At 40.1% G+C, this 14,904-nt stretch carries 14 protein-coding genes and 1 riboswitch; of the genes, 9 read left to right on the forward strand and 5 right to left on the reverse strand.

Features of this window, described 5'->3' with window-relative positions; all coding sequences use genetic code 11:
* Positions 1-145: 145 nt before the first annotated feature.
* Both yhbH and R2B72_RS01260 read left to right on the forward strand, forming a co-directional pair.
* The gene (gene yhbH, locus R2B72_RS01255; protein WP_318614303.1) at positions 146-1,312 is read left to right on the forward strand and encodes a sporulation protein YhbH; all 1,167 of its coding nucleotides are present in this window, start codon (positions 146-148) and stop codon (positions 1,310-1,312) included.
* A complete protein-coding gene (locus R2B72_RS01260; RefSeq protein ID WP_318614304.1) occupies positions 1,309-2,706 on the forward strand; it encodes a SpoVR family protein in 1,398 nt (465 codons plus the stop codon). Before yhbH ends, R2B72_RS01260 begins: the two co-directional genes overlap by 4 nt.
* Positions 2,707-2,793: 87 nt before the next feature.
* On the opposite strand, the gene R2B72_RS01265 is transcribed toward R2B72_RS01260, so the two are convergent.
* Entirely contained in the window at positions 2,794-4,341 is a 1,548-nt protein-coding gene (locus R2B72_RS01265; protein ID WP_318614305.1) for a diguanylate cyclase, read from the reverse strand.
* A 219-nt stretch (positions 4,342-4,560) separates the two neighbouring features.
* Here R2B72_RS01265 and R2B72_RS01270 point away from each other — a divergent pair, with 219 nt between their 5' ends.
* From R2B72_RS01270 to recQ, 3 genes are all read left to right on the forward strand, one after another.
* Complete coding sequence (locus R2B72_RS01270; protein ID WP_318614306.1) at positions 4,561-5,586, forward strand: LD-carboxypeptidase; 1,026 nt, start codon at positions 4,561-4,563, stop codon at positions 5,584-5,586.
* Between the two features lie 110 nt (positions 5,587-5,696).
* Positions 5,697-6,131 carry a hemerythrin domain-containing protein gene (locus R2B72_RS01275; protein ID WP_318614307.1) on the forward strand — a complete coding sequence of 145 codons (435 nt, stop codon included), beginning with the start codon at positions 5,697-5,699 and terminating at the stop codon, positions 6,129-6,131.
* A 51-nt stretch (positions 6,132-6,182) separates the two neighbouring features.
* A complete protein-coding gene (gene recQ, locus R2B72_RS01280; RefSeq protein WP_318614308.1) occupies positions 6,183-7,961 on the forward strand; it encodes a DNA helicase RecQ in 1,779 nt (592 codons plus the stop codon).
* Positions 7,962-7,999: 38 nt separating this feature from the next.
* Here the strand turns inward: recQ and R2B72_RS01285 are convergent, their stop codons facing one another.
* The 3 genes from R2B72_RS01285 to R2B72_RS01295 form a co-directional block, all read right to left on the reverse strand.
* Positions 8,000-8,644, reverse strand: a complete 645-nt coding sequence (locus R2B72_RS01285) for a queuosine precursor transporter (protein ID WP_318614309.1) — start codon at positions 8,642-8,644, stop codon at positions 8,000-8,002.
* 16 nt (positions 8,645-8,660) lie between these two features.
* Positions 8,661-9,158: a preQ(1) synthase gene (gene queF, locus R2B72_RS01290; protein WP_318614311.1), complete on the reverse strand. Its 498-nt coding sequence runs from the start codon at positions 9,156-9,158 to the stop codon at positions 8,661-8,663.
* A gap of 87 nt (positions 9,159-9,245) precedes the next feature.
* A riboswitch (PreQ1 riboswitch) is annotated at positions 9,246-9,289 on the reverse strand.
* A 26-nt stretch (positions 9,290-9,315) separates the two neighbouring features.
* Complete coding sequence (locus R2B72_RS01295) at positions 9,316-10,482, reverse strand: MFS transporter (protein ID WP_318614312.1); 1,167 nt, start codon at positions 10,480-10,482, stop codon at positions 9,316-9,318.
* A 158-nt stretch (positions 10,483-10,640) separates the two neighbouring features.
* Here R2B72_RS01295 and R2B72_RS01300 point away from each other — a divergent pair, with 158 nt between their 5' ends.
* The 3 genes from R2B72_RS01300 (at position 10,641) to R2B72_RS01310 (ending at position 13,232) form a co-directional block, all read left to right on the forward strand.
* The gene (locus R2B72_RS01300) at positions 10,641-11,621 is read left to right on the forward strand and encodes a diaminopimelate dehydrogenase (RefSeq protein ID WP_318614313.1); all 981 of its coding nucleotides are present in this window, start codon (positions 10,641-10,643) and stop codon (positions 11,619-11,621) included.
* Between the two features lie 313 nt (positions 11,622-11,934).
* The gene (locus R2B72_RS01305; RefSeq protein ID WP_318614314.1) at positions 11,935-12,345 is read left to right on the forward strand and encodes a nucleoside 2-deoxyribosyltransferase; all 411 of its coding nucleotides are present in this window, start codon (positions 11,935-11,937) and stop codon (positions 12,343-12,345) included.
* Between the two features lie 167 nt (positions 12,346-12,512).
* On the forward strand, positions 12,513-13,232 hold the full coding sequence (locus R2B72_RS01310) for a TspO/MBR family protein (RefSeq protein ID WP_318614315.1): 720 nt from the start codon (positions 12,513-12,515) through the stop codon (positions 13,230-13,232).
* A gap of 154 nt (positions 13,233-13,386) precedes the next feature.
* Here R2B72_RS01310 and R2B72_RS01315 read toward each other — a convergent pair whose 3' ends face one another.
* Positions 13,387-13,854 (reverse strand): DinB family protein, encoded by a 468-nt coding sequence (locus R2B72_RS01315; protein ID WP_318614316.1) that lies wholly within the window; start codon positions 13,852-13,854, stop codon positions 13,387-13,389.
* Between the two features lie 154 nt (positions 13,855-14,008).
* Between R2B72_RS01315 and R2B72_RS01320 the strand changes: the two genes are divergently transcribed.
* Positions 14,009-14,902, forward strand: coding sequence for a PhzF family phenazine biosynthesis protein (locus R2B72_RS01320; protein ID WP_318614317.1), 894 nt, complete (start codon positions 14,009-14,011; stop codon positions 14,900-14,902).
* The last annotated feature ends 2 nt before the right edge of the window (positions 14,903-14,904 follow it).

Consider the following 14,904-nt stretch of genomic DNA (forward strand, 5'->3'; position numbering starts at 1 on the left):
TGGCCTTATAGTCTGGTAGTTTGCCTTTAGAGTTTCAAAGAATCCACTCTCCCTGCAGATTACGCATCTACCCAGTCTGCAGGGGCAATAAATAATTAGGAAAGAGTTTGGTACCATAACGCTCAATAGATAGGTGTGAATGGGAATGAGCGAACAACAAAATCAATTTGTCGTGTCACAGGAAAACTGGTCCCTTCATCGGAAAGGTCATCTAGATCAAGAACGTCATATGGATAAAGTGAAAGAAGCAATACGTAGTAACTTGCCAGATTTAATTAGCGAGGAAAATATTGTTATGTCCAATGGGCGAGATGTTATCAAAATTCCAATCCGTTCCTTGGATGAATATAAAATCCGCTATAATCATGACAAGTCAAAACATGTCGGGCAAGGCGATGGTAGCAGCCAAGTCGATGATGTTGTTGCAAGTGGAGGTAAGCAGGCACAAAATGGTCAAGGGCAAGGAAAACAAGCTGGCGATCAAGCTGGGCAGGATTATTATGAAGCGGAAGTATCGATGGAAGAAATTGAGGATATTCTTTTCGATGAACTGGAATTACCGAACTTAGAGCAAAAAGAACAGGCTGAAATAACAGACGAGGAAATCGAATTCAATGATATCCGAAAAAAAGGATTACTGGGCAATATTGACAAAAAGCGGACCATTTTAACGGCCATTAAAAGAAATGCCATTAAAGGGAAAGCTCAAATTGCGCCGATTCATAATGATGATTTGCGCTTTAAAACATGGAATAACATTGAAAAACCGGAGTCTCAAGCAGTTGTGCTCATGATGATGGATACGAGTGCGTCGATGGGGAACTTCGAAAAATATATGGCTAGAAGTTTCTTTTTCTGGATGATGAAGTTTTTGCATACAAAGTACGAAACGGTCGAAATCGAATTCATTGCTCATCATACAGAAGCAAAAGTGGTGACACAGGAAGACTTTTTTTCGAAAGGGGAGAGCGGGGGAACGATTTGTTCATCGGCTTATGAGAAGGCATTGGAGCTCATTAAACAGCACTATCATCCCTCGCGCTATAATATTTATCCATTCCACTTTTCTGATGGAGAAAATATGTCCTCGGATAATGACAAGTGTATGAAGCTAGTGCATGAACTGATGGAAGTCTCTAGTCTTTTTGGGTATGGCGAAGTTAATGCCCATAGCCGGTTTTCGACATTAATGGCTACTTATAAAAAAATCGAGCATCCGAAGTTTCGTCATTATATTTTGAAGGAAAATAAAGATGTGTACCATGCGCTGAAAAAATTCTTCAATAATGGAGAATCGGAGGGATCCGATTGACGAATCAACGTGCACTTGAGTATGCGATCGACGAAATTACGGAAATCGCCAGTGGGTTTGGCTTGGATTTCTATCCGATGCGCTATGAAATATGCCCGGCTGATATCCTTTATACATTCGGTGCATATGGCATGCCTACACGTTTCACGCATTGGAGTTTTGGCAAGCAGTTTCATAAAATGAAGCTGCAATATGATCTCGGGTTAAGTCAAATTTATGAATTAGTCATTAACTCCAACCCATGTTACGCATTTTTGTTGGATACCAACAGCCTGATTCAAAATAAGCTCATTATTGCCCATGTCCTTGCACACTGCGACTTTTTCAAAAACAATGTCCGATTTTCGAATACGAGGCGGGACATGGTGGAAAGTATGACGGCGACGGCAGAGCGGATTGCGAATTATGAAAGGCTCTACGGCAAAGATGAGGTAGAACGTTTTCTAGATGCTGTTTTAGGGATTCAGGAACATATTGACCCTTCCATCCGAAGGCATCAGTTACCAGAAGATGTTGTGGAAGAGAAAGAGGTTGCACGAAAAACAGCCTATGATGATTTATGGAATTTGGATCAGCAACAAGCTGATAACAGTAAAAAGGCTCATCCGATTCATAAAATACCGCCAAAACCAGAAAAAGATCTCCTGTTATTTATTTTAAAATATAGTCGTCAGTTGGAAGAATGGCAACGTGATATTTTAACGATGATGCGCGAGGAAATGCTTTATTTTTGGCCGCAGCTGGAGACTAAGATTATGAATGAAGGCTGGGCATCCTATTGGCATCAGCGGATTATTAGAGAAATGGATTTAACGACGGATGAGACTATCGAGTTTGCGACGTTAAATGCCAACGTTGTACAGCCTTCTAAAACAAGCATCAATCCTTACTATCTCGGCGTGAAAATTTTCGAAGATATCGAAAAAAGATATAATCATCCGACGGAAGAAATGAAAAGGTTTGGTGTCAAACCGAATTCAGGTAGAGAAAAAATGTTTGAAGTGAGAGAAATTGAATCGGATATTTCTTTCATGCGCAACTATTTAACTAAGGATTTGGTTCAGCAAGGTGACTTGTATTTGTTTGAAAAAAAGAGGGGGGATTACCGCATCACAACGAAAGATCATGAAGAGGTAAGAGATCAGCTTGTTGCGATGCGAGTGAATGGAGGATTTCCCTATATTGTCGTTGAAAATGGGGATTACTTGCGTAATGGAGAATTGTATTTAGTCCACCAATTTGATGAAAAGGAACTGGATGTCCGTTATTTGGAGCATGTACTCCCTTATATTCATCGATTATGGGGACGTATTGTCCATCTAGAAACGTATGTAGAGAATAAGCAAATCATCTTTTCGTATGATGGGAAAAAAGTTTACCGGCGTTTTGTTTGATGGATTTAATTTGTGAATAAAGAAGTCCACTCCATTCAATTGGAGTGGATTTTGTCGTAAATATCATTCAGTCTATTCATCATTATTTCAAGATTGTAATTTATGTTCATACATTTTTGAATCTGCCAATTGGAACAAATCCTCGAAATTATCCGCATCTATTGGGAAGTGGGCAATACCGATACTAGGCTTAATTTGTAAGGTTATAGAACCGGATACAAATAGGTTTTGGGTAAAGCTCTCTTCAAATCGTTTTCTCCAATCGACAACAGATCGTTGTGTCGGGAGATTCTCCAAAAAAACAACAAATTCGTCTCCTCCTAATCTGGCAACTAAATCATTTACTCGAACAGATTGTTTTAATAGCATTGCAGTATGTTGCAATACCTGATCCCCTATGGCATGTCCATAAGTATCATTTATTCGTTTAAACCGATTTAGATCGATCAATATAAGGGCAGCTTCTTTTGATGAGCTAGCTGCAAGTTTCGTCAGCTGTTCTTTTACTTTAGGAACGAAATAGGCGCGATTATGCAATGTAGTAAGTGCATCGTGATATGCTAAATGTTCGATTAATCGATCATTTTCAATCTCCTCGGTTACGTCTCTCCACACTAAATAAAATAGCTTCTCTTCCTCCAGGGAAATCGTTGATGCTTCCACAGTATAATGAATCGTCTGTAATGTATTATTCATTAGGAAGGTTATTGGATAATTATGCAATGTCACCTTTTCTTGTAGAAGTTCAATGAAATTATGCAGTACCTTTTTGTTCTCATCGGTACAGACAAAATCTAGCAAATTGAGTGTTTTATAGCCATGTTGAAAAATGGTTTTTCGAGAGTAGTCATTTAACTCTAGTATTTCCCAATCACTATTCACGAGTGTAATCGAAATGGGGATCAAGTTAAACATCGTTCGATACTTTTGAACGGCAGACGGTAAAAGATTGAATTTAACAGCAGAAATGGTTAGTAAAATAGGGAAAATGATTCCTAATATTAAAAATGGATGGGGAGGAAAAGGCCAACCGAAATTTGGATACTCGAATACAAATGTAATGACTAAACCGAAAAAAGTTCCACCTATAAATAAGCGCAATATCTTGCGACGAGCGGGAGAAGTTGTATGTTTGAGGCCGTTCAATAAAATTGCTATAAAAACGACCATGATTATGTTAGCAATTAACAGTGTTTGATAGTAAGGAAGATTGAAGATGGATATAGTCCACATCCCTTCTTGGATATTTTCTGTAGGTGTAAAATCATTTATAGTAGAGAGTAGAACAAGTGAGATGATGACGAAAGGGATATAGCATATGGCAGGGTACAAGGGTATCTTGATGCGTTCAGCAAATTTGGTTATATGGATAAAGAAATGAAATGTAATCGAAATGATTAGTATACCTATAGGTCCGAAAGATAAGTGGAGCATAATATAATCATAGGAAGCTGGGAGTAAATTTCTGATAAACTCTTCGAAAAAAATAAAACTATAAAGAAATACTAATACCGCAATTAGTCGATTCGTTGTACTTCGGTAATTCTGGGTAATAATCACACAGGCAATGCTAAATAAAATAATGCCAGGAATACCGTAAATAATTATAGAAGGACTCAGTTGTTGAATTGACATGCTGCTCACTCCTTATGAAGAATATAATCAGTAAATGAATATTTATAACTATGTAAATAGGGACTTTTTAGTTGTTATTAGTATTATAGTCCTTTTAACCGATAAAATAAAGTAGGTTTTTAGAATTTTCTGTCGAAATTTATTTATTTCGGAAGTGAGTTGACTAAATTATTAATGAAGTCCATGATAAATAAAATAATTAAAGTAACAAGGAGGAGAATGACGATGATTCGATATCCTGAAACACTTGTAAAAGGTCAAACAATCGGCGTAACCGCAGCATCATCGGGTGTTGCGAGTGAATTGCATCATTTACTAAGACAGGCAGCACATCAATTCGAGCGAAGAGGTTATATGGTAGAGCTCGGAGAAACAGTTTGGACGGATGACAAACTAACATCTGCGCCAAAAGATATTCGATTGGCGGAATTTATGAAAATGATGGTGGATGATGAAGTTCATGCCATTATCCCTCCTTGGGGTGGTGAGTTTTTATCAGAAATTCTACCGTTTCTTCCTTTTGACGAATTAACACCAAAATGGGTTGTCGGTTATTCGGATACTAGTACGTTATTGTTACCAATTACATTGATGACAGGTATTGCAACAGTCCATGCTACGAACTTCATCGATGTGAGGAGTGATGAATGGGATCCTGTCACATCTAAATTTTTGGACGTACTTAAGGCTTCTAAGGGAGATACGATTATTCAGCAATCATCCGAAAAATTCCAATCGGAGTGGCAGCATTTCGCACCTCCAGATCCATTTGTTTTTAAACTAGATTTGGAGACAGAGTGGAAAACGATTGGTAATCGACCTGTCCAGTTCGAAGGCCGCATCTTGTCTGGTTGTATCGATACAGTTCGTCATCTTGTTGGCACGCCTTTCGGTGATGTCAAAGCATTTCGTGAAAAATTTATTGCAGGCGATAAAATTATTTGGGCACTCGAAAATTGTGATATGGATGCGCCTGATTTTTATCGTTCCATTCTTCAGCTACACAATGCCGGCTGGTTTGATCACACGGCTGGAATCATTTTTGGTAGAACAGCTGCTGGTCAAGCACAAGATGGCTTTACCGCTGTCGATGCAATGGAGCGGTTGGCTGAGATGACAGGACTTCCGATTGTCTATGACGCAGATATTGGGCATGTCCCTCCGCAAATGACGTTCGTCAATGGTGCTTTCGCACAAGTCAAAGTAGCAGAGGGGAAGGCTGTCATGACGACGACATTTGTTTGACTTGAATCGACAGGGTTTCATTCCAAAATTCTTTTCAATCTGGTATTGTTAGTGTATGTTTATCTCTATTCAGTAAGTTTCAAAACTTATATGATGAAAGGATGATTGGAATGACAGCATCTAATTCAGTACCTAAATCAGGACCCGCATTAAAACAACTTTCTTCCCATCACGCAATCCACGAAGGTGGCTTAGCTGGAGCAATTGATAAGACCAATGATATGATGGATTACTTAAAAAAAGGTGATTTAGAAACGGCTAATAAAGCAGCGGATGCGCTGGTAGATTACTGGACTACTCGCATTATTGCACATGCAGATTCGGAAGAGGCTGGATTTTACGATGAAGTTGCAACGAAGAAGCCGGAGTTGAGAGATACGGTCATTCAGTTGACACGCGATCATGATTTAATGCGGATTATCGTCAAAGATATCGGAGAGCTTCGCGCGACAGAAAACTTGAGCCCAGCTGTGCTTCACCGTTTTCATTCATTACTAGTGGTGAATGAAATACATAGTCGTGACGAAGAAAGATTGCTTTTTTAACTTAACAAGCACCCATCCCGGTGCTTTTTTCTTTGACGAAAGAACGAGGAGATGATTCACATCGAACAAGCTTTAAACATTTTAACCACATACTTTGGCTATCCTTCCTTTAGAACGGGGCAGGAGCAAGTCATTCGTGGGGTTATGCAAGGGCAAGATACCCTATGCGTTATGCCTACAGGAGGCGGGAAATCGGTCTGTTACCAAGTGCCAGCACTTGTCATGGAAGGGACCGTTCTCGTCATTTCACCGCTTATTTCCCTCATGAAAGACCAAGTCGATGCACTCCATCAAGTAGGCATTCCCGCAGCTTACATTAACAGCTCATTATCATCGGAAGAGTATTTCGGCACGATGGAGCTAGCGATGGAAGGCAAGTATCAGTTGCTCTATGTGGCACCGGAACGGCTTGACTCACCAGCCTTCAAAAATCAGTTGCGCCAAATGAACATTCCGATGATTGCTATCGATGAAGCGCATTGTATTTCCCAATGGGGCCATGATTTCCGTCCAAGCTATCGCAATATTAGTAGTATCGTTTCTTTATTTGAGGACAAGCCGGTCGTCCTGGCACTGACGGCAACTGCGACACCAGATGTACGAGAAGATATTTGCCGACAGCTCGGCATTAGTGAAGCGAATACGGTGATGACTGGCTTTGAACGGGCCAATCTCACTTTTTCCGTCGTTAAAGGGCAGGACCGTGAGAAATTCGTCAAAGACTATGTGAAGAAAAATGATGGGGAAGCTGGTATCATTTACGCAGCAACACGCAAAGCCGTTGATTCTGTGCACGAAACATTGCGCAAAAGCGGGGTAGCCGTTGCGAAATATCATGCAGGCTTAGGAGACGTTGAACGGCAATCCGAGCAAGATCGTTTTTTGATGGATGAAGCAACAGTGATGGTCGCGACGAATGCCTTTGGTATGGGAATCGACAAATCTAATATAAGATATGTGATTCACTACCAAATGCCGAAAAACATGGAGAGTTATTACCAGGAAGCAGGCCGTGCTGGGCGAGATGGACTGGATAGTGCTTGCACATTATTATTTTCATCACAGGATGTCCAAACACAACGTTTCTTGATTGATCAGTCCCAGGATGAAAACCGCATCCCGGCAGAACTGGAAAAATTACAGTCGATGATTGATTTTTGCCACACGGAAGCGTGTCTGCAGAAATTTATCATTACGTATTTCGGGGAAACTGATGTTGTGGATTGTGGTCGTTGTGCAAATTGTACCGATACGCGTGAAAGTTCAGATGTCACGGTAGACGTTCAAAAGGTGCTGTCCTGTGTCATCCGCATGAAGCAACGCTTCGGCAAGACCATGATCGCGCAAGTATTGACGGGGTCCCGTAATAAGAAAGTGCTCGAATTCGGATTTGAAAAACTACCTACTTATGGCTTGATGAAAGATCGGAGTGCAAAAGATATCTCCGATTTCATTGAATTCATTATTTCGGAAAACTATCTCGGGGTCGAAAATGGGCCATTCCCGATTATTTATGTTAGTGAGCGGGGGAAGGATGTCTTAACGGGAGGCGTGAAAGTACATCGCAAAGTGTCTGTCATTACGAAACAAATTACAGCCGACAATCCATTGTTTGAGCAACTTCGTGCCTTGCGGCGCCAACTGGCACAAGACGCAGGTGTACCGCCATTCGTTGTCTTTTCGGATAAATCCTTGCAAGACATGGCGGTGAGAATGCCTGTTACCGAAGAGGATTTCCTCGAGGTGAATGGAGTCGGACAGGCCAAACTGGAACGTTATGGCGAAGCGTTTATGCAAGAAATTAAAGCGTATACGATAGTAAGAACATGAAAAAGAGTAGGCACATGCACCTACTCTTTTTGTAATGGTTAATAAATCTGTACAGGAACTGATTTGCTACCATGTATAGCTTCTTTTTTTCTGCAAATCGAGACCAGTAGATAGACAATAGGTGTATCCAAAATGGCCACGACAAATTTGAACGCATATTGTGTCGCGATAAGAGTTAGTAACGCGCCGAGTGGCATAATTCCATAAAACGCGATTGTAATGAATATAGTTGTATCCACAAGTTGACTAGCCATTGTCGAAGCGTTGTTACGTATCCATAATTTCTTGTCACCGTGTCGGCTTTTCAGTTTATTGAAAATCAGCACATCAAGATTTTGACTGACGAGATAAGCAACTAGGCTTGCGATCGTTACACGGAATCCGGCAGTGAAAATCGTTTCGAAAGCTTGTTGATTTTCGTAAAAGGACGCCGCGGGCAATTGAATCGCAATCCAGATAAAAATAATGGCAAAAAGTTGTGTCAGAAAGCCGGTTAATACAGTTCGATGTGCGGCTTTTTTACCGTATACTTCTGTAATGACATCTAAAATCGGATAAGTGAACACATAGACGATAACTGCGGCAGGTAAGACAATCCAGCTGCCAAAACTAAATAATTTTACCGCCAATATGTTAGATAAAATCAATAACCCGACGAAAAGTCCATTTAAATAATAAAGCATTTTGTTATCTCTCCTCTTATCGGTTATCGATTGTTTCCGGATACATATCATGATTCATCATCCGGTGATCGGCCATTTGTTCATATTTTGTGCCCGGTACCCCGTAGTTGCAGTAAGGGTCGATGGACAAGCCGCCACGTGGTGTGAATTTACCCCATACTTCTATGTAACGCGGTTCAATCAGTTTTATCAAATCATTCATAATAATATTGATGCAATCTTCATGAAAATCGCCATGATTGCGGAAACTAAACAGATATAGCTTGAGCGACTTACTTTCTACAAGCTTTTTATCTGGAATAAAACTAATATAGATTGTTGCAAAATCCGGTTGTCCTGTCATCGGACAAAGTGATGTAAACTCAGGACAGTTGAACTTTACAAAGTAATCGCGATTGACATGCATACTATCGACCGACTCTAGTACTCCAGGGTTGTACTCATATAAGTACTTCGTGTTTTGATTGCCGAGCAAAGTTAAGTCGGACAATGTTGCTTCATCTCTTCCAGCCAATTAAAAAAACCTCCCGTATAATTTGTCAGGGAGGTCCATAGGTGCCGAATAAAAGAGCCATATCGAAAGCACATGGCGTAAATCTCGTCATCCATAGTTTTTTATAGAGGGTCGCTATGAACCTCTCCCGAACAGGGTATTCATTTCGTTTATGACATTAACCTAACGATGAGCTTTTGTCAATAGACCTAGTTTTTTTCATGCCGAGCAATGTATATAAGGCAACTGCCAGTAAGATGATGCTCGTCAACATGAAACCGCCCTTGTAGGTAAGGTCAAGGAACCCGATAACACTAGAACCTGCAACGACACCCATCGAGAAGAAGGCATAGAAATAGCCATATGCTTTCCCGCGGAACTCTGCGGAAGAAGAATCGATGAGCAATGAGTTGATGGAAGGGAACAGAAACGCGAATCCAGACCCGTAAATGGCCATCGCGATGTACAAGTAATTTAATTGCTCAATTTGGCTCAGGAATAACATAGCTACTCCCATTAAAGAAATACCGAAAGCTAACGTGACCATCGGACGAACCCGGTCAAAAATCCGGTTAATGGGCAATAAAAAGATCAGAATGGCGACAACACCAAATGTACTCAGTAACATTCCACTCGTTTTTGTATCAAAGCCAAGTGCTTCCACTTTCAGTGGCAACACAAGTGCCAGTACGCCTTGTGAAAACATTAAAAAGAATGCCCCGGCAAATGCACGTACCATACCTGGGTGACGAAATAAATACCTGACTTTAAAGTTCTGTCCTCGTTTAGTAGAATGCTTGCTAACATATGTAAATGAGCGGAGGACAAAGAAAGCAGCTGTGGCTAGCACAAGCATGATGCCGCCGTTGACAGCCATTATGAAAGGGGTACTTGTCTTAGCAGCAACAATCCCTCCGTAGGCTGGGCCAACGATGGCAGCCATTCCGACAAATGCCCCGGAAATAGCCACGCTTTTACCACGTTTCGATTCTTCTGCACGATTTGCAAGGAAAGTGAAAGCCGCTGGGACAATCAGTCCTTCCATAAATCCATGGACAAAACGGACAGCGAGTAATGATAGAGGTCCAGTTGCGAAAGAATAAAGGAAAAGTGATAATGCAGCTGCAAAAAGTCCAATCATTAGAATAATAAAGGGTCCTTTTTTATCGGTCATGAAGCCTGAAATTATATTTCCAATTGTGTTAGAGAATGAATACATACCAACGGCAAGTCCTATTAAAAATGGCGATGCACCAAGAGACAATGCGAATGGACTCATAACAGGTAATTGTGAAAATAAGTCAAAGAACGAGAAAAATACAATCAGATAGACAAAACCACGCATAATGAAGCCTCTTTTCATTTGAATATACCGTCTTCTACCTTACCATTTTTTATGCCTGATTGGAAAAGGTAAGTTTGTGAACGATAATAATGATAGCTTTTCATTTGCCAGAACGCTAAAATCGTAAGATAGAGGAATTGTGAAAGGGGAAATGAACAATGACAATTAGAGTGGGTATTGCGGGATACGGAAATTTAGGGCGCGGAGTGGAATACGCGATTGGCCAAAATAAAGATATGGAATTGGTTGGAGTATTTTCAAGAAGAAATCCAGCAGATGTGCAATTGTTAAATAGTAAAGTACCAGTGCATACAATGGATGATATTCAAAATTTCACGGATGCAATTGATGTCCTTATTCTTTGCGGCGGCTCGAAAAACGATTTACCTGAACAAGGACCGGCATTAGCTGCGTTATTTAACACAGTGGATAGCTTTGATACGCATGCGAAAATTCCTGAATACTTCGAGGCAGTCGATGCAACGGCAAAACCGAATGGCAAGACAGCAATTATTTCTGTCGGCTGGGATCCAGGTTTATTCTCCATTAATCGTTTGTATGGCGAAGCGGTGTTGTCGGAAGGCGCGACGTACACGTTTTGGGGCAAAGGCTTGAGCCAAGGACATTCCGATGCAGTTCGAAGAATTCCGGGTGTCAAAGGGGCCGTCCAATATACAATCCCTGTTCCAGATGCAGTGGATCGTGTGCGTAGTGGGTCATTACCTGAACTGTCGACACGTGAAAAGCATACGCGTGACTGCTATGTGGTGTTGCATGAAGGCGTGAATGCTGAGGAAGTCAAACAAGCGATTGTGACGATGCCTGATTACTTCACAGATTACGACACGACAGTCACATTTATTACCGAAGAAGAGTTGGCACGTGATCACGCTGCTATGCCACACGGCGGGTTTGTCATTCGCAGTGGCAAAACAGGTGAAGGCAATGCACAAGTGATGGAGTACTCGTTAAAACTCGACAGTAACCCAGAGTTTACATCTAGTGTTTTGGTTGCCTACGCACGAGCAGCTTATCGTTTAAATCAAAACGGTGAGACAGGTGCAAAAACAGTGTTTGATATTGCACCGGGATTGTTGTCACCGAAAAGTGCGGCTGATTTGCGTAAGGAATTGCTGTAAACAATTGAAATGATAACTAAACTACGGTGAATGTCTAGCTAGTTTGATAAGCTAAAGGTCCCGAAATGACGATAACTCTGCCCAATTGATCGATAACTTTGCTGAAATGATTGATAACCTTCGGCATTTGATCGATAATGCCAAGGAAATGATCGATAACCTCCGGCAAATGATCGAAAAGTTTTCAATGGTGCTTGTCGAGGGATGGATAATAGTCTTTTGGTGATTTATAAAGCTGGGGCTGTTCAAAAAGTTTGTGAAAACTGACTTTCTGGACAGTCCCTATTTTTCTAAAAATATGGGAGTGGAGCATATGAAATTTTATCTTGCATCAGGTTTTCAGAACAAAAAAGCTGTCAACTATGTAAGTGAAAAGTTGATAGCAGCAGGCTATGTACATACATACGATTGGACGAAAAATGATAGGGCCTCGACGCTTGAGGAATTAAAGGTAATTGGTGAAGCAGAGAAAAATGCAATATTGGCATCAGATGTTGTGATTATAATATTGCCCGGAGGAAAAGGAAGTCATATTGAATTAGGCATTGCACTTGGTAGGGAAAAGAAAATCTTTTTATATTCGGCTGATGAAAAAGTGAATGACTTTGACACAACGAGCACCTTTTATCATTTGCCTGAAGTTGAACAGGTGATTGGTACGTTAGATGAGTTGGTGAATAAAATTAATAGTTATTTTAGCGAGCTGTACCCGAAGGTCAAATAATCAGCTTGGTTTATTTTTAATAGTGTTGATATCGGCGGGGTAAACGAGTTTCCTGAAACAGATAGGGTATACACTAGACTATTTATTTATAGCATCTAAACTTCTGCATGTATATTCAAATAATTTGTAGTATATAGTGTTAGAAATACTGTTTTGGAGGTACCCAAATGAAGTGGCTTGGACTATTAAGTTACCTGTTCATGATAGTTGTCAATGGAATAGCTAATACAATAGGTATTAATGGCAAAAAAACAGGTGAAATTTCAGGTCAAATTGATGTTTTATTTACTCCTGCGCCATATGTATTCTCTATTTGGACCGTTATTTATATTGTATTAGCTATTTGGATTTTTCTACAGTTTCGTTCGCCGACCCAGAATCAGGATTCAACTTTATGGCTTCTTTTCATAGCAACCTGTTTTTATAATGTTGCATGGTTATTAAGCTGGCATTATGAATACTTTATCGTATCTGTTATCGTAATGGTTGGCTTACTAATAAGCTTGATACTCATTTATAGAAGCTATCCAATAGGAGATTATCATTTTTCTGGAAGATTGCCCTTTTCAATCTATCTAGGTTGGATTAGTGTGGCACTGATGGCGAATATAAGTTTTGTATTAAAGTACTATGAGTGGTCGGGTTTTGGTATGTCAGAACAATTCTGGGCCAATATTTTACTCCTACTCGCAACATTACTTGCGATGTATATCCGTTTTTACTATAAAGATATACTGTTCCCACTCGTCATTATTTGGTCCTTTATCGGTATTTCTGTTCAAAATGGAAAAGATGCGGGAAGTCTCTTCTATATGCCATTGGTCTATTGCGTAATCCTCTTCATTTGGATATTTATCGGGAAGAATAGCCACGAAAAACGTAAGTAATTTTACTGAGAAGTGTAGTTGATATATGGGGATTTTAGTGGGAATTCAATATTCAAAAGCCAAACTATTGCATCGATTGAATCACAATTGCCCAGTGGATGGGAATCTGTCTATCCTTGGTACCGCATCGATGCAACAGTGTCGGTGTGGTCTTTTACTTTTCTCTAAACAATAAATCCGAAGATACAGGTCTTATTTCAAGCTCCCTAGACCAGACAGAAAGTTGCCCAATATGATGAATTTCATGTGAAATGATATGCCGCATTATTTTCCCGTAAGTGAATCTGGATGTATCCCCGTTTCGCCTTTTCATTTCCAAGACTTTGTCCTCCCAATCAGGCGTCCATGATTGAATGAAATCTTCGGTGGTCAATTTTGTACTGTTAGAGAACTCAATCACCTCATGTAGAGTTGAAATTTCATTTAAATCTTTCAGGATAACTGGGGTTCCATTCATTTGATTAACCCAAATCTGTTCACAATCAATTACATGAAATAAATTATGCAATATACTTCCCATACCACCCGCACGTTTTTGTGTAAGTTCTTCGATAGAAATCTGTTGACTCCAATCAAACCAGTCATCTCTAACTTGCCAATTATAAGAAAACATCCCCAACATAGACGACTCCTCCTAAATAACAATTAATTTTCTTAATAGTAACCTAAAGATTGATAACTTTGTTAAAATTCTTATGATGTGTGCTGAAAAATGAAACAAAGAATGTGCACGAGAATTTCATGCCTATTTAATTGAAATATTGGGGGAATAAAAAATGAAAGCAGTCACGGTTTACCATTATGACGCATTTAGCACAGAACCGAATAAAGGAAATCCTGCGGGAGTCGTGTTAAATGGAGATAACTTAACAGAAAAAGATATGCAAGAAATCGCTGCTAAGGTTGGTTTCAATGAGACTGCATTTCCGGTTCAATCAGCCGTGGCAGACCTTAGAATCCGTTATTTTACACCGGGATTTGAAACGGATTTATGTGGACATGCAACAATGGCTACGCTATTTGCTTTGAAATCTAGAGGTTTATTAACTGAAAAAGATGACTTCACAATTGAAACAAGAGCAGGCGTTTTGCCGATACGTATAGAGTCGCTAACGGACGGCACGTTCCAGATAACGATGCAACAGGCTTCACCACAGTTTGAAGAATTTAAGGGTTCTTCCGAAGAATTGGCTCAAGCAATTGGACTTGAGAAAGCCGATATTGACGGAGATTTGCCGATTGTCTATGGTAGTACAGGAATATGGACGCTATTAGTGCCGATTAAGACACTTAGTGCTTTCAAGAGAATGGAACCAAATACTGAAATATTCCCAAGCATTTTAAAAGAAATACCAAAAGCATCGATCCATCCTTTTTGTTTGGAAACGTACGATGCACATGCCGATATGCACGCTCGTCATTTTTCATCCCCTTATTCAGGGACAATAGAGGATGCAGTGACAGGAACGGCTTCAGGCGTCATGGGTGCATATTATGCAACTTATATCGACAATGTTTTTGAAGAACGCTTGAATCTTGTGGTAGAGCAGGGCTATGAAATTGACAAAGATGGTCGTGTAAGGGTTAGTGTTTCTAAAAATCAAGATAGTTATGACATAGAGATAACGGGAAATGCAGTATATGTGAAAGAATTTGAGATTGTTATTTAATT

The sequence above is a fragment of the Sporosarcina sp. YIM B06819 genome, assembly GCF_033485175.1.
Lineage (GTDB): Bacteria > Bacillota > Bacilli > Bacillales_A > Planococcaceae > Sporosarcina.